We start from the raw sequence: 21,965 nt of genomic DNA on the forward strand, positions 1-21,965 counted from the left end.
ATCAGTTATGGAAAATCAAGGTGCCTCCGTAGTGATTACCCATCATATTCTGGATGGAAAACAATCACAATATGAAAAATGGCTGGACGAAATTGTTCCTGTTACCAAACATTCTGAAGGCTTTATTGATCTGCAGATTGTTCGTCCTATTCCTGATCTGACTTTTGTGTACACCGTCATTATCCGTTTTGATACGATTAACCATCTTAAAAGCTGGATGGAATCGGAGGACCGGAAACAACTCATTGAGAAAGCCAGTCCGCTGTTCAGAAAAAATGATCATTACCAGATCAGATCCGGGCTTGATTTTCTTTTTACTGCAGAAAATGAAGGCAATAAGGTTCCGGTACGCTGGAAACAGTTTCTGGCAACCTGGTCAGCTATTTATCCGCTGTCTGTTCTTATTCCTCTTTTGACGATTCCTGTTTTACGGTTTTTACATATTCCGGCCAATCATTATTCTGACGGACTTATCAATTCCGGGATCATTGTTTTTCTGATGGTATTTGCCGTAATGCCCTACTATACCAGGCTTATCAAAAAATGGCTGTATAAATAAGATTTTCCGTATACTACATACGACCAATCACTGTAACCCACAGTGATTTTTTTGTTTTCATAACGTTCCATTTCTTTCTATTTGAAGATCATCAGCTTATTCAACGATAGTTTTCGCCTGTTGACCGAACAGCAGTAAAAATTAGAACGGTCGGGTTGTAGTTTTACATCATCAATAACATAACAATCAAAACCAATAACTATGGAAATCTTACAAACTCCCGAAAATGCCTTATCGCATTCAAGTGTAAACGCCATCATCAATGCACCCATTGAAAAAGTGAATATCGCAGACTGGCTGCTTAATCTGCCGGATGCCGAATACCAGCGCTGTTCTACCCAGCATATCGGAGCGGCTATTTCAGTTACTTTTGATGGCAAACCTGTGTCTTTAAACGTAGAAACCATTGGAGATGCACTGATGGTACAGCATTATATCGCAGATGTTCACCGTCCTGATTATTGCCGAATGCTTTCCATCTCTGATTCAATTACCAAAAACGGGCGTACAAAAGTTCAGGTCTTATGGGAGCTGAAAGTAACAAGGATTGATGAAAAGACCTGTCTTTACACCAATGAAATTCATGCGACAGCCACTCCCGAAATGTTTGAATATCTGAAAGAACATGGGATCAACCTTGCAGATGCCGCTGCATCCAGACAGGCAGCTTCTGACGCCCACAATCATGAAGAAACGCCAAATTTTGCAAAAAGTATAGAAAATAAAGCATTAACAGGTCAATATAACCAGCCTTTTTAAAAAGCGGCAGTCCATCTGTACTCCCAACGATTCATTTTGCCTTTTCACCGAATAACATCAAGAAAAAGTAAAATTCAAGAGTAGCTTTACCATAGCAAAAGACAAAGAATTAATCACAAAAAATACTGCCATGAATCCTTCATCATTAAGCTTCAGATACGAGTTAGAAAAAAAGAACCCCGTTCCAATGATGGCGGTACAACAAGAGGAGCTTCTGTAAAAGAATTCCCTGCTTCTGTAGGCATTGCCGGAGTTTCCATGAGATTACAGCCCGGAAGTATGAGAGAACTTCACTGGCATGCCAACGCTGCCGAATGGGCGTATGTAATTTCAGGAACGGTGCGTACCACCATTATCCATCCTGATGGAAGGAGTTATACTGATAATTTTGAACCGGGTGATGTCTGGTATTTCCCGAAAGGTTACGGACATTCCATCCAGGCTACAGGAACAGAAGAATGTCATTTTATCCTGATTTTTGACAACGGTAATTTTTCAGAAGACCATACTTTCAGCGTTACAGATTTTGTTTCAAGTATGCCTCCTGAAATCGTTGCACAGAATTTAGGGCTGAGCCTTGAAGAAGTAGCAGAACTTCCGCAAAAAGAGGTGTATTTCGCAGCAGGAGTTGTTCCGGATGAACTCTCCGTGAATGCTGCAGCCCGTCCCGAGGAATCAGACATTGAACTGACAAGCCTTCACCGATATCCTTTGCATTCCCAGCAGCCAAGAATTATTCCCGGCGGTGGTCTCCAAAGATTGGTTACGAGTAAAGAATTTCCGATCAGCACTACAATGGCCGGTTCTATATTGGAACTGCAGCCCGGCGCTTTAAGAGAAATGCACTGGCATCCTAATGCAGACGAATGGCAGTATTTTATTTCGGGACAAGCAGAAATGTCGGTGTTCCTTGCAGAAGGAGTTTCTGTGACGGAGCAGTTCAATGCAGGTGATATAGGCTATGTGCCTATGGGAGCCGGGCATTATATCAAAAATACCGGAGATACAGTCTGTAAAGTCTTAATCGGATTTAATAGCGGCACTTACGAATCTATTGACCTAAGCGAATGGCTGGCAGGAAATCCGAAAGATGTGGTCATCACCAATTTTGGATTGAAAGAAGGAGAAATAGAGAAGTTTCCACAAAAGAAAGTATTCATTAAACCTGGAAAATAATTCCAAAACCAATTCCAACGATTAAAAACTAATCCTATGCTAGAAAAAATACGGTTGCCCCTGATTTTACATTATTTGCAACCCCGGATCAGAAAATTACCTTATCCGAATTCAGAGGACGAAATGTCATCCTTGCATTTTACCCGGCAGACTGGAGCCCGGTGTGTAGTGACCAGATGGCATTATACAACGAAATGCTGAAGTATTTCAAAAAATATGATGCGGAGATTTTCGGAATTTCCGTAGACAGCAAATGGTGCCACCTGGCATTTTCACAATCCAGAAACCTGCACTTCCCATTGCTTGCAGACTTTGAAGCTAAAGGAGATACAGCCAGGAAATATGGTATTTACAATGACGAAGAAGGAGAATGCAACAGAGCCCTTTTTGTCATCAATAAAGACGGCATCATCGAATGGAGCTACCTCTCTCCCACCGCCATCAATCCTGGCGCAGACGGAATTTTAGAAGCATTAGAAAACCTTAACACGAAATAATTATGTCACTTAAACCATCAGTCAGCAATGCTGACCACAGTCAGGGCAACTCAAATGTCAGCTTAGTCATTGTAGAATACGGGGATTATCAGTGTCCTTACTGCGGAGCAGCCTATCCGGTTCTTAAAGAGTTAATGAAGGAATTCGGAGATCAGATCAGATTTGTATTCAGAAATTTTCCGCTTTCAGAAATGCATCAGTATGCAAGAACGGCAGCACTGGCGGCAGAAGCAGCAGCTTTGCAGGGAAAATTCTGGGAAATGCATGATGCCATTTATGAAAATCAGGAATTTCTGAATAACGAACTCCCGTTAAAACTTGCAGAAAAACTGGGCTTAAATATCCCTCAGTTCAAAGCGGATATCCATAAACAGGAACTGGCAGAAAAAGTAGATACAGACTTCGAAAGCGGCATCATCAGCGGCGTAAACGGAACCCCTTCTTTTTTCATTAACGGAAACAAATTCAACGGCGGTGCCGAAGACCTTTTCCAGCTGGTACGTGAAAATACTGCCTATTAATCAAAAAAATATTTAAAAATCAATTCATAACATTAAAAATAAACAACATGAGCACATTAACATTAAAAGACGGAACAGAAATTTTTTACAAAGATCAGGGACAAGGCCCAGTATTAATGTTTCACCACGGATGGCCTTTATCGTCTGATGATTGGGATGCACAGGTAATCTTTTTCCTGCAGAAAGGCTACAGAGTGGTTACCCACGACAGAAGAGGACACGGACGTTCCAGCCAAAATATCTACAATCACACTATTGAGCAATACGCTTCTGATGCCGCAGAATTGGTTGAATTCTTAGATCTGAAAGATGTCATCCACATCGGGCATTCAACAGGTGGTGGTGAAGTGATCCGTTATGTTAACAAATATGCAAACGGAAGAGCTAAAAAAGCGGTTCTGATCAGTGCCATTCCACCGGTGATGGTTAAGAGTGAAAACAATCCTGACGGTGTTCCCATTGAAGTTTTCGACAACATCAGGGAACAGACATTAAACAACAGAAACCAGTTTTACTATGATCTGACTTTCCCTTTCTATGGCTACAACAGAGAAGGTGCCGATGTGAAAGACGGTGTTCAGAGAAACTGGTGGAGACAGGGACTAATGGGCGGAATTGTTGCTCATTATGATGGCATCAAAGCTTTTTCAGAAACAGATTTAACCGAAGATTTAAAAGCTGTGGACGTTCCTGTTTTGGTAATGCATGGTGAAGATGACCAGATCGTTCCTATTGCCAATGCGGCATTAAAATCAATTAAATTACTGAAAAATGGAAAACTGATCACGTATCCGGGATTCCCTCACGGTATGCCGACTACAGAACATGAGACAATCAATAAAGATCTTTTGGAATTTATCAGGTCTTAAAAATCAAGCTCTTATAAAATATAAAGATGGACCTTTAGGGGTTCATCTTTATATTATTCAGAAAATACAGTGAAAAATTAACTTTTCCGGTTTTCACCAAATTTTTTTCTATTCTATTGGTCCTTATTCAGTTTTTATTTTCGAAAGGTCAAGACCCAGTTTTGTAAATTCCTCTGTTCCTTTATCAGTAATGTAATATTGCCGGTCTGCAGGATTATCCTTGGCAATCCAGCCCTTCTCTACAAATTGTTCCAGCAGAAGCTGTCCTAATTTTCCTCCAATATGCTCATAGCAGGGTTTAACGGGTTTCCTTCCGGTTGATTTGTTCATATTCGTATTGGTTTTAGTTTTTACAGGAAGAATTAATTCAAATGCAGATAATCCTTAATCGTTTTCAGAACTCCGAAGCTATCATTGGTACATGCTTCAAAATTGGCTACCTGCTTTACGTTCGGATGGGCATTTTTCATGGCATAAGAATATTTGGCATTCTTCAGCATTTCTATATCGTTCATATAATCCCCGAAAGCCATTGTATTTTCAGGAGAAATATTCAAAGATTTCTGGAGGATTTTCAAAGCGTTTCCTTTATTGATATCCTTATTCATAACGTCCAGCCAATGTGCTCCTGAAACCACTACTTCCAGACCGAATTCTTCAAATCTTTTAAGAGCTGGATACAGATATTTTTCGGAACCTTCAGGATGATAAACTGCTATTTTAAAGGCGGTATCATCAATTTTTTCCGTAAGGTCATCCTTTTTCATGTTTTCAGTGTAATATTTTGAGAAAAAGTCTACAAACTGCTGATCCTCGGTTTCGTAATACGCCATTTTCTTAGCTGATAATACGGCTTTGGCACCCGGTATTTCGCGGACAGCCTTAATGATATCAACAATATGCTGATATTCAAGCGTATCGGCAAAAAGCTCCTGGTCTTTATAGATCACGTAGCCTCCATTTTCAGCAATAAAACCAATCTCACTTTCTATTTCTCCGAAATAATGCGTAATTCCCGGCATCTGTCTTCCGCTTGCCGGTACAAACAGAATATTTCTTTTTTCAGTTCTTTGTAAACTTCTGAAAACTCTGGGCTCATTTCATGGCTGGAATTGAGAAATGTCCCATCCATGTCCGTCACAATTAATTTAATCTGTTCCATATTCTTTTCAAAGATATTGATTTATTATTTTTTCTTGTAATGAATGGTGGGAAGATTTTTTAATATTGCCGCACTTTGTTCCGGGGTAATATCGCGCTGAGGTTCAGCCAGCATTTCATAGCCTACCATAAATTTTTTAACTTCCGCACTTCTGAGCAGCGGAGGATAAAAGTGCATATGAAAATGCCATTCCGGATGCTCTTTTCCATCTGTAGGAGATTGATGAATTCCTGCAGAATAAGGGAATGACGTTTCAAAAAGATTGTCATAAATTGTGGTCAGATCCTTGAGTACAGCTGCAAAAGATTCTTTTTCTTCTTCAGAAAATTCCGCAATATTTTCTCTTTTCTGCTTGCTGATAATCATCGTTTCATAAGGCCATGATGCCCAAAACGGCACTAATGCTGCAAAGTGTTCATTTTCTGTGACGATGCGCTCACCAGCCGCGATTTCCTGCTCAAGATAGTCTTCCAGCAATGTTCTCTTATTCTTTTCAAAATAAGATTTCAAATGATCCTGTGTTTTCTGAACCATAGCGGGAATTGACGACTGTGCCCATATCTGGCCATGCGGATGGGGATTGCTGCAGCCCATAATGCTTCCTTTGTTTTCAAAAATCTGAATATAGTTGATATGATCCAGAGCAGCCAGTTCATTGAATTGCTCCTGCCATACATCCACCACATTTTTAATATGTTCAACAGACATTTCCGGCAAGGTAAGGCTGTGATTTTCAGAAAAACAAATCACTCTGTTGATTCCGCGTTCCGGAAGAAGTTTAAAAAATCCTGACTGTTGCTCAGAAAAATCAACTTCTTGATTCAGTAATGCTCCAAAGTCATTATTAAAGACATAAGTTCCCTGATACTCAGGATTTCGGTCTCCGTTAGCACGAATATTTCCTGAACAAAGATAGCAGTCCGGATCGTATTCGGGACGGTTTTCTTCTGCTGTTTCTTCTCTCTGCCCCTGCCATGGACGGTTTGCCCGCTGTGGAGAAACCAGTATCCATTCATCCAAAAGAGGATTGTATCTTCTGTGGGGATGTTTTTTAGGGTCAAATAATGTATTCATTGGTGTATTCTTTTATCCCGTCTGAAATTTTAACCTGGTAAACTTTCATCTGGATATTAAAATGTTCAAGATATTTTTCGCTGATGGCTTTAATCACTTCTTCAGTTTTATTCTCCCGAATCAGGTTGATGCTGCAGCCTCCGAAACCGCCTCCCATCATTCTTGCCCCCAGCACCCCTTCATGCTGCAATGTGTTTTCAACCAAAAAATCAAGCTCATTACAGCTGACCTCAAATTCAGTGGACAGCCCGGCGTGGGTTTCCGTGAGAAGTATTCCCAGATATTCAATATTTCCTTCTGAAATAGCTTTTGCTGCCATTTCTACCCTCTTAATTTCTTTCAGTAAGTAGAGACATCTTTTGTGTGAAACGCTTCCCATTTCTTCTTTAACACTATCAAGCATGGCGATGGTAAAATCTCGGAACTTTTCTATTTCAGGGAATTTTTTCCACAAGACTTTTTTCCATGTTCAACATCTTTACGCCTTTCATTATAGCCGGATGTCAGATGACTATGCTTCACACAGCTGTCAAAAAGCAATAAGCTGTACCCTTTAAGATCTGCATCAAAATATTGATGTTCCAGGGAATTACAATCGAGCATAATGACCTTATTTTCCTTTCCGAAAACAGAGGCAAACTGATCCATAATTCCACACTGAACTCCTGCAAAGGTATGTTCTGATTTTTGCCCGATCACCGCGATTTCTTTTTTGGTGAGCTGAAGATCAAAAAGTTCATTGAGAATATACGCAAACCCACATTCAAGAGCTGCCGAAGAGGAAAGCCCGGATCCCATCGGAATGGTGCTGCTGAAAACAATTTCCATTCCGCAAAACCGGTTTTCCGGTTGCTGCAGCTGACTGAAAACACCCAGAATATAGTTCATCCACATCTGTTGAACCGGTTTTACCTCCTTTGTGACATCAAATGTATATTTTTCTCCGAGGTCTTTGGCTATGATCGTACAGAGATTAGTTTGTGGGAGTTTACGGACAGCAAAACAGATGTATTTATCTATGGCAGCAGGCAATACAAAGCCATCGCTATAATCTACATGCTCGCCGATAATATTGATTCTTCCGGGAGAAAGGAAAATATGTTCAGGCTCTGATTTGAACCCGGTTTTAAACTGTTCTATGGTAGGGCTGATTAACTGTTCATGCATATCCATCTTCTCTGGCTACTCTTATTTCATTTTTTGTGAATCTTTAATAAACTGGTCTAATCCTGAATCGGTCAGCGGATGTTTAAGCAGGGATAGTATCGGAGCCAGCGGACAGGTCACGACATCAGCACCAAGCTTTGCACAGTTAATGATATGCATGCTGTGTCGGACAGAAGCAGCCAGTATCTGCGTAGGAAAAGCATAATTATCGTAAATCGTTCTGATTTCCGAGATCAGCTGAAGGCCGTCTGTAGAAACATCATCCAGTCTTCCCAGAAACGGAGAAACATACGTAGCTCCTGCTTTGGCAGCCAACAAGGCCTGCCCGGCTGAGAAAACAAGAGTGCAGTTGGTCTTTATTCCCTTTTCAGAAAAATAGCGGATGGCTTTGATTCCGTCTTTAGTCATAGGAACTTTTACGACAATCCGCGGATGTAATGCAGCAAGCTCTTCCCCTTCTTTAACCATTTCTTCAAAAGTAATTCCCAATACTTCTGCGCTTATATCCCCATCAGCAATTTTACAGATTTCAAGGTAATGGTTATGTATATTTTGCGTCCCGGAAACACCCTCTTTCGCCATCAGTGATGGATTGGTGGTTACTCCGTCCAGAACTCCAAGAGCACTGGCCTCTTCTATCATCGCCAGATTGGCAGTATCAATAAAAAATTTCATAGATTAATCGTTATTTATAAGTGTTAAATTTACACTTATATTTTGATAAATCATAATCCTGATTTTAATTTTCAGATTTCCATAAAATTACTCCATAAAATAATTGAATTCTTTCCTGTACTGAGATGGGCTTTTTTGGATATATTCTTTAAAAGTCCTGTTAAAATAGCTGAAGTTATTGAACCCTGACTCAAAACAGACTTCTGTAATACTCAAAGGCTGCTCTGCCAGAAGCTTGAGGGCATGGGTAATTCTGTACTCATTAACAAACTGAGTAAAGGTTTTATTGGTAATTTTTTTGAAATAACGGCAAAAAGACGGTACTTTCATATTGGCAAGATCAGCCATCTCTTCAAGGGTAATGGCTTCCTTGAAATGGTCTTTCACGTAATTGAATATAAGATTGATTCTTTCATTGTCTTCAACCTGCGTCTGAAGGTAATATTTTCCTGCATTTAAGATCCTGTAGTCCTGGGTAACAGACAGTTCATCCAATATTTTCAGAAATCTGCACAACTTATCCAGTGAGGAAGCTTCATGCATCTCAGTAATCTCTTTTCCGATTTTTTCTTAACCTCTTCTCCAAATACGATTCCTGCTTTTGACTTTTCCAGCAGAGCAGAAATCCTTTGCATTTCCGGTAGATCCCAGATAGGTTCTCCTAAAAATCGGGTTTAAACTGAATCACCATTTCGTACTCATTATGCGTACTTTCATTTGTCAGTCCGCAGTGCGGAAGATTGCTTCCAATCAGCACAAGATCTCCCTCTGAGAAATAAGAGATACTGCTTCCGATCTGCCTTTTCCCGGAACCTTTGCACACAAAAATCAATTCAACCTCGGGATGGTAATGCCAGACATGTGATTTTATATTCTCATTGGTGAGAAATTTCAGGCTGGTAAAACTGCTTCCTATGGTTGGCCTGATCGCTTCAAAAGAGGGGTTAATATGTTTCATAAACCAAAATAAAACAATTTCATATCCAAAATTAACAAATAATACAGTAATAACAGCAAACAAAGTTAATATAGTACATGAATATGAAAATTTAATTATAGCCTGAGAAGTATGGCTGCCCTAGCTTTGCAATAATAATTCTAAAAGCCTTCACCCATGAGCACATTATTAAAAGCCGTATTTTTTGCAGGAGCCTTATTGTTCTCAGCAAATGTAATGAGTAAGGACAGAGATTTTTCCCTTTCCTTTGGAAACGTACAAGCCAAAACTTTAAGCTTTGAGCTTTCAAATGCCAGAAGTGTATCTGTTTTTGTTTACAACAGTGCCCATGATGAGTTATTTTCCGAAAATCTTGCCGATGGGGACCATGTAACGAAAACCTATGACCTTCAGAATTTTGAGCCGGGAACCTATTACCTGGTAGCAGAATCGGAAGTGAAAATAGAAAAATACAGAATAAAAGTCACTGACGAAAATGAAATAGAGGTGGAAAAAACACCAGTAAGCGCTGTCAACAAGCCTGAATATTCCGTTTCCGGGCATATGGCAAAGCTGCGTATGTCTGATGTAAAAGGGCCTGTAAGCATTTCAGTATATGATCTTTCCAATACAACCTATTATACATCGAACAAAGAATACGCTGACGGCAAAGTGGATCTTACTTTTGATCTGGACCCAAAAACAGCAGATCAATATATCATCCGTGTTGAAGAAAAAGGAAATGTTTTTAATAAAATAATTTCTCTTAAATAAATTCGCATTTTCAGACTAATTATATACCCATTCCGGATTATACGGAATAAAATTTTTCACGTACAGTTTCTTTTATGAGGCAGCTCTTCTTTTTTAATCACGGAAAAAGAGCTGTCTCATTTTTTAATTGTGATGGCCCATGTTCAGTTTAATCTTCTTCAGATCTTCCAGTTCGTAAACAGGACGTTCTATATCATACGGAATCGGCTTTTTGGAAAAAATCTGGAAATACAGCAGGCAGGCATCTTTCCACCATACCGCATCTTTTGACTGAATTTTGAGCTTTGACTGAACATCTGCAAACCTTTGCTTATCTATATAAGGTTCCATTCTATCCCATATTTTCTGATAATTCCTTACCTTTTTCACCCCGGAATCATACGTATAGCACAGCTCATCCCACAGAGTTTTTCCGTCTTTCATTGTATAATCCCACGGAACATGATGAAACCACAGGATAAGATTTTCCGGGCAGGTTGAGATGTTCCCGTACTTTTCATTAAGCGGTGGAAAATACTGTGAAACCGCATTACTTCCTGTTTTTGTCCTGTCAAAACCTAACCCTTTAGCATCAGCCTGATGGTAATAAACAGGTGACCAGTCCGGTCTTCCGCCTTTATAATCGCCCCACGGTTCAGGACCGTAATGATGTCCTCCCGCAAAGATATGGTGTAATCCTAATGGCATCATATAATCCACAGCAGTTTCCCTTGAAGAAAGCATTATTTCTTTTACCGGATTCAGGAAGTTCTGATCATCTGTAAAGGTCATTTTAATCCATTCATCGGCAATCTGCTCTGAACTCAGCTGATAATTCCATGCTAATCTCCCGAATGCATACCAGTTGGCCTGAGCAAAATGATGTCCCGTCCAGTTGGTATCCTCCCCGATATTGGCAACAGCTGAAATGGCTGTCAATTTTGCAGGTCTTAAAGTACCGTCTGTTATTTTAGCAATCGTGGAGCCCTGGCCGTCAGAATAGGTGTCACTATCCAGTGTTTCCTTGAATAAAGGAGCCAGAAAAACGAGATGATTTGAAAAGCCCAGATATTCCTGGGTGATCTGAAATTCTACCATTTCGGAAGTTTTTCTTAAAGCTCCGAAAAGAGGATTAAAAGCTTCACGCGGTTGAAAATCAACGGGACCATTTTTAATCTGAATAATCACATTATCCCTGAATTTACCATCCAAAGGAACAAATTCCAGATAAGCCTGTTTAGCTCTGTCGTCTTTGCTAGGACTGTAGACAAAGGCTCTCCACATGACGATTCCGTTGTAAGGTTTCAGGGCATCAGCCATCATATTGGCTCCGTCTGCATGGGTTCTTCCGTAATCCTGAGGACCTGGTTGCCCTTCTGAATTGGCCTTCACCAAAAATCCGCCGAAATCAGGAATCAGCTTGTAAATTTCAGCTGCTTTATCTTTCCACCACTTTTGTACGTCTTTATTCAATGGATCTGAATTTTGTAATCCGCCCAGCACTTTAGGTGAAGAAAAATTGACGGAAAGATATACCTTAATGCCATAAGGTCTGAAAATATCGGCCAGAACCTTTACTTTCTTAAGATAGTCTTCCCTAAGCATATTGGGCGATGCATTCACATTATTCAAAACAACGGAATTGATTCCTACAGAAGCATTGGCTCTTGCATATTCTTGGTAGCGCGGAGAAACTTTCCCGGGTAAATCTTCCCATTTCCAAAGTGATCTTCCGGCATATCCTCTTTCAATACTTCCATCCAGGTTGTCCCAATGGTCAAGAACTCTTACATCATATGATGGTTTTTCAACAGTATTTAAATGAGACAGATCTGCCTTTGTCTGCTGCAATCGTAAGATATGATAGACTCCGTACAACAATCCTATTTCTTTGCCTGCGGAAATAACGATTTTTTCAGGCGTTGAAACAATCCTGTACCCGTCTTTCAGATTTTTGTCTTTGTTTTCTGTACGAAGTTCCACCGCCTGTCCCTGCCAGTGGCTGCCCAGCTCTTTTCTGGCAATATTCAGGGTCGGGCTGCTGCCTTTGGAAATAATTTTATCTGCCGATATTCCATTTTTTGCAGGAAACCGAAGCCACAGCCGACTTCCGTCCTCCGCGAAAACCAGTAACGGAATGATCAGAAAAAATAAAATGTAGAGTCTAAGATATCGCATTGAAAAGTTTTAAGTTATTAATGATGACTATGACTGGTCTTCCAGACCTTCAATCGTCTTGATTTTGCCTTCATGGTCGTATTCCAGTTCAATTACTTTCATACTCCTCAGCCATGTTTTACCGCCACTCGGAACAGAATCATGGAAAAACAGATACCATTTTCCTTTAAACTCAACGATGCTGTGATGAGTTGTCCATCCTACTACCGGAGTAAGAATTTCACCCTGAAAAGTAAACGGTCCGTATGGATTATCCCCGGTTGCATAGCAAATCAGGTGGGTGTCTCCTGTAGAATAAGAAAAATAATATTTACCGTTGTAATGATGCATCCATGATGCTTCAAAAAAGCGGTGTTTATCCCCATGAAGCAGTGGCTTTCCGTTTTCATCAATGATGACAACATCTTTAGGAGCTTCCGCAAGTTGAAGCATATCATCGCTTAACAAAGCTACCTTTGAGTGGATTGCAGGTTCATTATTTTCGGGAATCACAGCAGATTCAAGTGCTTTATTATCTCTGTAGCGCTGCAATTGCCCGCCCCAGATTCCTCCAAAGTACATAAAATATTTTCCTTTATCTTCAAAAATGCAGGGATCGATGCTGTAGCTTCCCATCATCGGATGCTTTTCAGGAATGAAAGGTCCGTAAGGTTTGTCACTCACAGCAACCCCGATTCTGAAGATATCATTCTGATCCTTCAAAGGAAAGTACATATAATACTTCCCGTCTTTGAAAGCAACATCACAATCCCAAAGCTGTCTTCCCGCCCATGGAATATCTTTTACCGAAAGGACTACGCCATGATCTTTAATTTCTCCGCCGTCTACATCATCCATGGAGAAAACATGGTAATCATTCATGTCGAAATGATCTCCGTTATCGTTTTCTTCAATTCCACTTTCGCGATCATGAGAAGGATAGATATAGATTTTATCTTCAAAAACGTGAACGGAAGGGTCTGCCATATAATCTTCCGGGAATAAATATTTTGATTTTTTCATTAAGTAAAAATTCTATTGATTTTAATTTTTCTCTGCCAGCTTTATTATTTTTTGTACTACAGGTTTTTCCTGATCTTTCCTGTCAAACAGTAACGGGTAATCTGTTCTCCCCTTCACCGGGAAATCATTTTTCCAGGACTGCTTATCGGTAACGCCCCATAAGGTTACTCTTCTTATTTTATCCTTATGTTGTAAGAACAAACCAAAGAAATCAAGGTAACGCTTTTCCCATTTCATTTCTACTTCTTTGGGAAGTCCTTTGGTGTAAGGATTCATTTCTTTCTGATAGGCAACAGTATCTGAAACATTGGCAGAACTTCCCCATGGAGAAGGCAGCGCACTGATTTCAAGTTCTGTAATATTGACCTTAACTCCGGCATTGGAATACGCCAGAATTGCTTTTTCATATTCATCTATGGAAGGGATATCCATTCCGACGTGGGCCTGCATTCCTACTCCATCAATACGGATTCCTCTTGATTTAAGTTTTTCAACCATTTTAACAACGGTTTTTACCTTTTCCGGATACCATTCATTATAATCGTTGTAATATAATTCTGCATTGGGATCGGCTTCCTGTGCATACTGAAATGCCAAAGGAATAAAATCTTCCCCCAGGATTTCGTAAAATTTACTTTTTCTGTAGGATCCGTCTTCAAGAATGGCCTCATTGACCACATCCCAACCTTTTACTTTTCCTTTGTAGCGGGAAACTACGGTTGTAATGTGGTTTTTCATGCGCTGTTTCAATACTTCCGGAGAAACATCCTTTCCGTTGCTGTCTGTAAAAAACCATTTTGGAAGCTGGGAATGCCAGATTAACGTATGTCCGATGATAAACATATTGTTTTTCATCCCGAAATCAACAAATTTATCAGCGTCATCAAAGAAGAACTTTCCTTCCTGAGGTTGCAGGAACATCGATTTCATGCAATTTTCAGCAACAATAGAGCTGAATTGTTTTTTGATAATCGCTGCAGCTTTCTGATCTGTTCCGTCAATCTGAGGAAGACTCATAGCAGTCCCGATATAGAATTTATCCTGAAATGCTTTTTTTAAAGTACTGTCAGATTTCTGCGCCGACAGCCCGGAAGCGGTAAGAGCCGCCAAACCAATTAAAATACGTTTCATAGTAATCGTTTTATTTTCTTCTTTCAGCCAGATCTTTTTCAATCTGAACTTCCATTTTTTTATTGATTTTGTAGAATAAAAGCAGTCCGCACGCAATGAAAAACGGTATGGACGGGAATATGCTCACGAGCATTTTGGCTCCTGCTGCTACTGTTTCAGGCTGAATAACCTGCTCGCTTCCGTGTACAGAAATGTATCCGTATTTTCCTATAATCAAAGCTACCAGAGAGCTTCCTATACTGAGACCCACTTTCAATCCTACCATCATGGCAGAAAAGATAATAGCTGTTGCCCTTCGGTTGTTTTTCCATTCCGAATAATCGGCTACATCAGCAATCATAGCCCACAAAAGCGGAGTGCTGATCCCGTAAAAGAATCCATGAAGAATCTGTGATAAAAACATGATTCCCACTGCTTTTGGAGGATAAAATATAAAAGCGAGGATGAATAATGTAGAAATGAATAATGACGCGATAAAAGTGTCCCGTTTTCCAAACCGGTCTGCCAGTTTTTTTGAGAACGTAATTCCGACAATCATCATCACAATTCCTCCTGCATTAAATAATCCAAAACCTGCAGACTTTGGATCTTCCCCAAAGAAATTCATCCCTGCAGAATTAAAAAATGCTGTAATTGGCGAAATAAAACTTTTGAGTGCATTTTCATCCACATAGTTGTTGAAATAGTATACATACGATCCTCCTTTCATGGCCAGTGTGATAAATATAAATGCGGTCACGGTAAGCATAATAATCCAGGGTCTGTTCTGGAATAAATCTTTTAAATCTTCTTTCAGACTTGATTTCTGCTCCGGCTTGGGAATGATTCTTTCTTTGGTCGTAAAAAAGGTAATCAAAAGCATTACAGATCCGATCACAGCCAGCCAGGTCATAACAGTCTCAATTCCCTGTGCCTTGTCTCCATGTCCTACATATAAAATGATAGGAAGCATAAATACCTGTACAAAGAACTGTGCAAACATCACGGCAACAAAACGGTACGAAGAAATACTGTTTCTTTCTCCCATATCTCCCGTGATAACACCGCTCAGAGCAGCATACGGCAGATTATTGGAAGCATATAATAACAATAATAATGAATAGGTAACCGCAGCATAGATCATTTTACCCTGATATGAAAAGTGAGGCGTACTGAAGGCTAATAGTGCTGCAATACCAAGCGGTACAGCAGTAAATAGAATCCATGGACGGAATTTCCCCCATCGTGAACTTGTACGGTCTGCCAGCGCTCCGATAAGTGGATTAAAACCGAACCCGGCAATTAAACCTACGGTAAGGGTAATGACAGAAGCATCTTCAGCTTTGAGTCCGTAAATATCTGTATAAAAATAAGTAAGGTAGGTCACTAAGGTCTGAAAAACAAGGTTGGCCGCCAGATCTCCCAGGCTGTACCCTACTTTTTCTACTACCGATATTTTTTGTGGCTGATTATCCATTGATTTTAATAGGTTTTCTATGTTAAATTAATTTTTTTCTGTTGTAAAAGGTGAAGCAGGAAGCCCACTTTTATTTTTAAGATTTCCATCTGGGTTGTCTGCCCAGTCGTAGCGTACATTGACAGGGCTTGTGACCTGATCATTCCATACCATCACTTTATTTCCTTTTGCTTCTGCTTTTGCCCACTGATAGCTGCCGTCTTTCTGCTGTATGGCAAAACCTGTCAGGCTTCCCTGTACCAGATCATCTGTTCCGGGTTTAAAGGATATGATAATGGTATTTCCTTCTGTTTTCATCGACTGATAAATGGGTCCGTCGGCTATGATTTTTTTGCCTTCCCCGATTTTCAGGGCCTGTAAAGCAAGTCTGTCACCCACTGTTTTTTTATTTAAGGGATGAATGTCATTCCATTCTCCCACATCTATCGTTACCACAAGTCCTGAATAGGGAACATTCAGAGAAACCTGTCTCTGCTGCTCTCTCAGCTCAGCCCAGTTGCTTTCAATCGGTTCATCTTTTTTTCCATGAAATTGGCCAGCTGTACAATCAGGAATGGCATATCTTTTTTGTTCCATTTTGAACGCCAGTCTGAGATCATTGTTGAAAGCAAATCTCCGTATTCTTTTGGTTTCCCGGTATTACTTTCACCCTGGTACCAGATAAATCCTTTGATTTTATAATTGATCAGCGGGTTAATCATCGCATTGTAAAGTCCGACCGGTTTCCAGCGGATAAATGTTTGTCCGGGAGCCATTTTTTCCATTTTTGCTCCTATTTTATATTTCCACTCGCCTTTAAGGTCTGTTTTTTGTCCGTCAATTTCCAGATAATACGGTTTATCAGCGATAAACTGTCCTTTTCCGCTGCCATTGATGACTCTTACCGTAATGATATTCTTTCCTTCTTTTAAAACACCTTTCGGAATGTCATACCAGCGAGGCGGGTATTCGTAGGTTACATTTCCTACTTTTATTCCGTTGATGTAAGTAACATCAGCATCTTTTATTCTTCCCAGATTAAGAAATGCTGTTTTCTGATCTGCTCCTTTTGGTAGGATAATTTCTTTACGGAACCATACCGAACCGTCAAACGGACCTTCCTGATCTTCCCATGATCCAGGCAGCATTATGGTTTTCCATCCGGCATCATTTCCGTTATCTTTTTCCCAGTGCTGATTGAACCCAATATCACTCTGATCCAGCTCTGCATACCACGCTTTGCTTAATGATCTTTCCTGGGACTCTGTAGATTGTATCAAATCATCGTTTTTCCATTTTTCTGCTTCAGCCAGATATTCCGGATATTTTTTCAGTGATTTTTCATCCATCCAGGCCTGAACCGGGGAGCCTCCCAGACTGGTATGAATGATTCCTACAGGGACTTTGTTTTTTTCATTCAGTTCTTTAGCAAAAAAATAGGCAACTCCTGAAAAATCAAGAATAGTCTGAGGATTGGTACTTTCCCACTTCCCGCCGTCAAGATCATTTTGAGGAGCTTTAAAATTGTATTTCTGCGGAACCGTGAAGAATCTTATATTCTGATTATTGGCGTTTTTAATTTCACTTTCATACAAAGGCGTCAGCCTGCGCATTGGAAGTTCCATATTGGATTGTCCTGAAGCTACCCACACATCGCCAATAAGAATATCTTTAAGAGTGATCTCATTAATGGTCATGGTATATGGGCCACCGGCATTAAGCTTTGGAAGCATAAGAGACCAATTTCCATTTTGGTCAGCTGTTGTATGATAAGCTTTATTGATAAAATTAACCGTAATTTTTTCTCCTGCATCTGCATATCCCCAGATCTTCAGATCCTGATTTCTCTGAAGAATCATTCCATCTGAAACCAAAGCAGGCAGCATTACTTTTGCATCAAAACTGCAAATGGCTGCAAGAAAAAATAATACGTATAGGATTCTGTTTTTCATGGGAAAAATCTGTTTTTAAAAATTGGTTCAGCTTTATTTCTTTTCGTAATCATCTGTCAGTAAACGCAATTCAATGACTTTAGCAGTCATCAATTTTTCTTCTGCCAGAAATTTCACCGTAAGAGTTTCTTTATTCTTTTCTGAATCCGGAATCGGAACAACCAGATATTGAGGTGAACTTCCGGACTTTCCTTCCAGATTTTGAGCAATAATTTTTTTACCGTTGATCTCAATATTCAACGTACGGCTGTTATTGGCATCAAAATAGAGCAGGTAAAGGTATGAAGCATTTTTTCCGTTATTTTTCATCTGGTAACTGAACCAGCCTTTGGCATCACGGAAATGACGGTCTTCCATATATCCTGTACCGGAGTCTTTGCTTTCTATAAAATGATCGGATTCCGGTTGCTGTTCACCTAGCTGAATTTTATCTGCGGTAATCATATCCAGCTTTCTGGTTTCAGCTTCTTCTTTTGCCCTTTGTTTTAATGTATTTTCTATCCCGTTTTTGTCAGCTTGCGGCCAGTACAGGATGTATCTTTCTGCCTGAATACTGTAAAATGGCACAAGACTTAAGCCTTTTTCGAATTTTTCAGACGGATAAAGCCCTGTAACGGCAAAGTTGAGCGGTCCATTGTTGGAAGGCTTAACATGATTGACAACCTCGGAGGAACTCCCAAGGATAACTGGAATTTCGTTTAAAGGGATCTGCGGACCGTGAGCAATATGGCCGCCTCTGCTATCATCAGCAAGAAGTCCCTGTTGGTTTTCGGTTCCATATTTTGCGGCAAGCACTACAGGCCCGTATTTAAATGCATAATAGTTGGAATGGTCAGGCAGCTGTTCTGCAGAAAGATGCATCGGTAGAATCATTTTTACGACATCTCCTTTTTTCCATTTTTTAGTCAGGGTAAAATAGCCGTCAGAACCACGCTGTACTTTTTCCTGTTTTCCATTGATCAGAATTTGTACTTCTGAAGGTGTGGTCCATTCCGGGCATCTTAATTTTAAATCAAACTCTGACTTCCCTGCAGCATCAAAGATCAATGTTGTTTCAGGAATTTCCGGGAAGTTATTGACCTGACGGAGCACTATTTTTTGCTGTTTCCATGTCAGCGTGGAAGGGATAAACAGGTTTACATATAAATCCTTATCCGACCGGGCGTAAATCATTTCCCCATATTTGGCATGGTTTTCCATTCCGGATCCTACACAGCACCAGAAGCTGGTCTGAGGCTGTGAATATACACGGTAGTGCCCGGGACGCATTGGTGTAAAGTACACGAAACCTCCCTGATCATGATTTTCCGTGGAAAGGATATGATTGTATAATGCTTTTTCGTAATAATCGATGTAGTAAGATTCAGGCAACGTTGCATAAAGCGCTTTGGTCAGCTTCAACATATTATAAGTATTGCAGGTTTCCGGACCTTCAATACTTTTTATCATGCTGCTGAAATCATTGACAGGGTTAAAATGTTCACTAACACTATTACCTCCAATAACTGAAGATCTTTTCCCGGTAACGTTATGCCAGAAAAAATCAGCGGCATTATTCCAGGATGTATTATTTTCAAGATCGGCAATCCGTTTGTAGCCGATGACTTTTGGAATCTGTGTATTGGCATGAAGTCCTGTAAGCTTATCTTCTCCTGATAAAAGCGGTGTAAGGATAGCCTGATGGGAAAAACGATGAGCCAGTTTCAGATATTTCCGGTCATGAGTGATCTCATACACATCTGCAAAAACTTCATTAAGCCCTCCATGTTCACTGCGCAGCATATCCTGTATCTGTTCATCAGAAAGGCCTGATACTTCATTCGCCATCCAATCTGTAAGCCTTATAAGCATTGTTTTTGCTTTTTCGCTTTTTGCACACCAATAGGCATCGCGTAATCCTGAGTACAGTTTATGAATATTATATAAAGGTACCCACCTGTCATTTAAACCGAAGCCTGAAGCGCGAATGTTACCTTGCTTTATTTCTTTCCAGATCTTTTTTCCATCAGGAATTCCTGAAATATATCCGTCCGGAGAGGCATTCTGGCAGCGTTCCAGTTCACTGATCATATAATCAATTCTCTGTTGTATTGCTTTATCTCCTGTCGAAGCATACATCAGGGATAATGCGGAAATATAGTGTCCTCCTATGTGGCCGTCCAACCCTGTATTTTCCCAATTGGGATAATTATCTGCTTTTGGTTTCAATCTGGCTTCTTTAAGATAAGGAGCCAATAATCTATCCGGTTCCAGGGCCATCAGGTACTTATGGTCTGCCGCCATAGCTTTACTGAAAATGCTCTGTGATAATCTGACAGTTTCCAAAGGGAAATAATGGATTTTCTCCTTCACCTGAGCTGAGGCAAATGAAGCAAAACACAATAAAATAACTGAAAGTTTCGGGGTCATTATAAATGTTAATTCAACATTTCTAAAATAATAGAAAGAATCAATATACGAAACATTTCCTGAGTCTATTTGACTTATTTTTTCATTTAAAACTTTCTACAAAGCCCTAAAAATAACAAAAAACAAACTACCTTATCATAAAAAATAAGATAATCAATTGACAGAGAAACAAAACATTAAAATCATACTATTCCCTATGAAAATGAATTCAGGATATGTTATGGTAAAAATTTCAACGATATAGCAAATACCTTATCGTATTTTTAACGTTAAGTCTCTTTTCTTAATTATTATCAATTCTCATTTTAATTTTAACACAATTTTAACATTCAATTCATGTATGATTAACCTGATTTTAGTGATATTTTCCGGTTTTGATGAAGGTTTTACCTCCCAAAATATCCTTTAGGAATAATTTTAATGAAAAAAATCATCCTTATTTAAAAGTGTGAAAATTACATTTATATAATATCGTATCTATAAAAGCTTTACCTTTGTAGTAAAATATAAAAGATGACTGAGGATTACTCCCAATATCCCAAACACCTTGTTGCCGTTGACTGTATTATTTTCGGTTTTGATGGCGAAAATCTAAAAATACTTCTTGTAAAAAGAAATTTTGAACCGCAGATGGGCGAATGGTCACTGATGGGTGGTTTCGTTGGCAGTGAGGAAACCTCTGATGAGGCAGCTAACAGGGTTCTATGTACATTGACAGGTCTTGAAAACATTTATCTTGAACAGCTGAAGTGCTACACGGAAATTAACCGTGAGCCAACAGCCAGAATCATGTCTATTTCCTATTACGCACTGATCAATATTGAGAAAGGTATTCAGATCAATGAGCAGTACAGTGCAAAATGGGTTGAACTACAGAAAGCGCCTGACCTTATTTTCGATCATAATGAAATGGTAAAGGATGCTGTAGCCAGGCTGAGGAGAAGAGCTTCCACGGGACCTATCGGGTTTGAGCTTTTGCCTGAAAAATTCACAATGAAGGATCTTCAGAATCTTTATGAAGCTATTTTTGATGAAAAATTTGACAAGCGGAATTTTACCAGCAAGATCAACAGTATGGATATCCTTGTGAATACCAACAAAAAGGATATGACCTCGTCCAGAAAAGGATCTTTCCTCTACCGCTTTGACGAAAAAAATATAACAAAAAAATCTCGCAGGGATTTATGTTTAAAATCTAATATAGAGAACCTATATAATTTTAGAAAGACTTTGTAAAAATTAACAATTTGTAATTTAAAAAATTCGGCATACTCTTAAGATCTCACTTTTGTGAGATTTTTTTATGTTCTTATCGAAAATTTTAAGCAAACCAAACAGTTATTTTGTCTTTTTCAGAACTATTGTAATAAAAATTTATGATAAGGTTTTTTCTTTTCTTCTACCACACAAAGCATTATAATTACATGGACACATTACACATTTATGATATGTAATTTTTTGTTAATTTTTAATAAAATATTGATTTATATTTAATATTATATTTATTTTTATAAAAAACTAATAACCATATTTATAATAAATTAAATTTCCATAAACCTACTTAAACACATAAGGAACCCAGAAAAAGATTTTCAAATCTCAAAACCGAATGAAAATAGTTCCATTGTCCTAACCAAACCAATGTTGAAGAATGAAGTAAAGAACTGGGAGACCGGGCAGCTAAGTAGGTTTAATAGAAACATTTAACA

Annotated in this window: 20 protein-coding genes and 3 pseudogenes; 8 read left to right on the forward strand and 15 right to left on the reverse strand. The window is 39.3% G+C overall.

What is annotated here, in order from left to right:
• The first annotated feature begins 7 nt into the window (after window positions 1-7).
• The 6 genes and pseudogenes from N4G44_RS11630 (at window position 8) to N4G44_RS11655 (ending at window position 4,381) form a co-directional block, all read left to right on the forward strand.
• A complete protein-coding gene (locus N4G44_RS11630; RefSeq protein ID WP_474926981.1) occupies window positions 8-559 on the forward strand; it encodes an antibiotic biosynthesis monooxygenase in 552 nt (183 codons plus the stop codon).
• Window positions 560-760: 201 nt separating this feature from the next.
• On the forward strand, window positions 761-1,318 hold the full coding sequence (locus N4G44_RS11635) for a hypothetical protein (RefSeq protein ID WP_474926984.1): 558 nt from the start codon (window positions 761-763) through the stop codon (window positions 1,316-1,318).
• Window positions 1,319-1,474: 156 nt separating this feature from the next.
• Window positions 1,475-2,494, forward strand: coding sequence for a cupin domain-containing protein (locus N4G44_RS11640; RefSeq protein WP_474928331.1), 1,020 nt, complete (start codon window positions 1,475-1,477; stop codon window positions 2,492-2,494).
• A 62-nt stretch (window positions 2,495-2,556) separates the two neighbouring features.
• Window positions 2,557-2,991: pseudogene (locus tag N4G44_RS11645) on the forward strand (redoxin domain-containing protein); the annotation flags it as partial.
• Between the two features lie 2 nt (window positions 2,992-2,993).
• On the forward strand, window positions 2,994-3,512 hold the full coding sequence (locus N4G44_RS11650) for a DsbA family protein (RefSeq protein WP_474926985.1): 519 nt from the start codon (window positions 2,994-2,996) through the stop codon (window positions 3,510-3,512).
• A gap of 47 nt (window positions 3,513-3,559) precedes the next feature.
• Window positions 3,560-4,381: an alpha/beta fold hydrolase gene (locus N4G44_RS11655; protein ID WP_474926987.1), complete on the forward strand. Its 822-nt coding sequence runs from the start codon at window positions 3,560-3,562 to the stop codon at window positions 4,379-4,381.
• A 123-nt stretch (window positions 4,382-4,504) separates the two neighbouring features.
• On the opposite strand, the gene N4G44_RS11660 is transcribed toward N4G44_RS11655, so the two are convergent.
• The 8 genes and pseudogenes from N4G44_RS11660 to N4G44_RS11695 all read right to left on the reverse strand — a co-directional run bounded on the left by N4G44_RS11660 (window position 4,505) and on the right by N4G44_RS11695 (window position 9,417).
• Window positions 4,505-4,711, reverse strand: a complete 207-nt coding sequence (locus N4G44_RS11660) for an ArsR family transcriptional regulator (RefSeq protein ID WP_474926990.1) — start codon at window positions 4,709-4,711, stop codon at window positions 4,505-4,507.
• A gap of 32 nt (window positions 4,712-4,743) precedes the next feature.
• Window positions 4,744-5,543: pseudogene (locus N4G44_RS11665) on the reverse strand (HAD family hydrolase).
• 24 nt (window positions 5,544-5,567) lie between these two features.
• The gene (locus N4G44_RS11670; RefSeq protein WP_474926992.1) at window positions 5,568-6,617 is read right to left on the reverse strand and encodes a UDP-glucose--hexose-1-phosphate uridylyltransferase; all 1,050 of its coding nucleotides are present in this window, start codon (window positions 6,615-6,617) and stop codon (window positions 5,568-5,570) included.
• Entirely contained in the window at window positions 6,601-7,071 is a 471-nt protein-coding gene (locus N4G44_RS11675) for a hypothetical protein (RefSeq protein ID WP_474926996.1), read from the reverse strand. Before N4G44_RS11675 ends, N4G44_RS11670 begins: the two co-directional genes overlap by 17 nt.
• Window positions 7,047-7,784, reverse strand: a complete 738-nt coding sequence (locus N4G44_RS11680; protein WP_474926998.1) for a galactokinase — start codon at window positions 7,782-7,784, stop codon at window positions 7,047-7,049. Before N4G44_RS11680 ends, N4G44_RS11675 begins: the two co-directional genes overlap by 25 nt.
• Before the next feature lie 21 nt (window positions 7,785-7,805).
• Complete coding sequence (gene fsa, locus N4G44_RS11685) at window positions 7,806-8,459, reverse strand: fructose-6-phosphate aldolase (protein WP_474926999.1); 654 nt, start codon at window positions 8,457-8,459, stop codon at window positions 7,806-7,808.
• 87 nt (window positions 8,460-8,546) lie between these two features.
• Complete coding sequence (locus tag N4G44_RS11690; protein WP_474927001.1) at window positions 8,547-9,002, reverse strand: helix-turn-helix domain-containing protein; 456 nt, start codon at window positions 9,000-9,002, stop codon at window positions 8,547-8,549.
• A gap of 118 nt (window positions 9,003-9,120) precedes the next feature.
• Window positions 9,121-9,417, reverse strand: a complete 297-nt coding sequence (locus N4G44_RS11695) for a cupin domain-containing protein (protein ID WP_474927003.1) — start codon at window positions 9,415-9,417, stop codon at window positions 9,121-9,123.
• Between the two features lie 156 nt (window positions 9,418-9,573).
• Between N4G44_RS11695 and N4G44_RS11700 the strand changes: the two genes are divergently transcribed.
• Window positions 9,574-10,170, forward strand: a complete 597-nt coding sequence (locus tag N4G44_RS11700; protein ID WP_474927005.1) for a hypothetical protein — start codon at window positions 9,574-9,576, stop codon at window positions 10,168-10,170.
• Window positions 10,171-10,293: 123 nt separating this feature from the next.
• Here the strand turns inward: N4G44_RS11700 and N4G44_RS11705 are convergent, their stop codons facing one another.
• From N4G44_RS11705 to N4G44_RS11735, 7 genes are read right to left on the reverse strand one after another with little or no spacing between them, the layout of a single operon-like run.
• Window positions 10,294-12,327, reverse strand: a complete 2,034-nt coding sequence (locus N4G44_RS11705; RefSeq protein WP_474927007.1) for an alpha-glucuronidase — start codon at window positions 12,325-12,327, stop codon at window positions 10,294-10,296.
• 27 nt (window positions 12,328-12,354) lie between these two features.
• Window positions 12,355-13,329 (reverse strand): glycoside hydrolase family 43 protein, encoded by a 975-nt coding sequence (locus N4G44_RS11710; protein ID WP_474927010.1) that lies wholly within the window; start codon window positions 13,327-13,329, stop codon window positions 12,355-12,357.
• A 21-nt stretch (window positions 13,330-13,350) separates the two neighbouring features.
• The gene (locus N4G44_RS11715; protein WP_474927013.1) at window positions 13,351-14,460 is read right to left on the reverse strand and encodes an endo-1,4-beta-xylanase; all 1,110 of its coding nucleotides are present in this window, start codon (window positions 14,458-14,460) and stop codon (window positions 13,351-13,353) included.
• A 10-nt stretch (window positions 14,461-14,470) separates the two neighbouring features.
• Window positions 14,471-15,916 carry an MFS transporter gene (locus N4G44_RS11720; RefSeq protein WP_474927016.1) on the reverse strand — a complete coding sequence of 482 codons (1,446 nt, stop codon included), beginning with the start codon at window positions 15,914-15,916 and terminating at the stop codon, window positions 14,471-14,473.
• 27 nt (window positions 15,917-15,943) lie between these two features.
• Window positions 15,944-16,492 carry a hypothetical protein gene (locus N4G44_RS11725; RefSeq protein WP_474927017.1) on the reverse strand — a complete coding sequence of 183 codons (549 nt, stop codon included), beginning with the start codon at window positions 16,490-16,492 and terminating at the stop codon, window positions 15,944-15,946.
• Window positions 16,399-17,847 carry a sialate O-acetylesterase gene (locus tag N4G44_RS11730; RefSeq protein WP_474927019.1) on the reverse strand — a complete coding sequence of 483 codons (1,449 nt, stop codon included), beginning with the start codon at window positions 17,845-17,847 and terminating at the stop codon, window positions 16,399-16,401. The genes N4G44_RS11725 and N4G44_RS11730 overlap by 94 nt, the downstream gene beginning before the upstream one ends.
• 33 nt (window positions 17,848-17,880) lie before the next feature.
• Window positions 17,881-20,256 (reverse strand): beta-L-arabinofuranosidase domain-containing protein, encoded by a 2,376-nt coding sequence (locus tag N4G44_RS11735; RefSeq protein ID WP_474927021.1) that lies wholly within the window; start codon window positions 20,254-20,256, stop codon window positions 17,881-17,883.
• 513 nt (window positions 20,257-20,769) lie between these two features.
• Between N4G44_RS11735 and N4G44_RS11740 the strand changes: the two are divergent.
• A pseudogene (locus tag N4G44_RS11740) lies at window positions 20,770-21,455 on the forward strand (NUDIX hydrolase).
• Window positions 21,456-21,965: the final 510 nt, after the last annotated feature.

This window comes from Chryseobacterium sp. GTID13 (assembly GCF_056172655.1).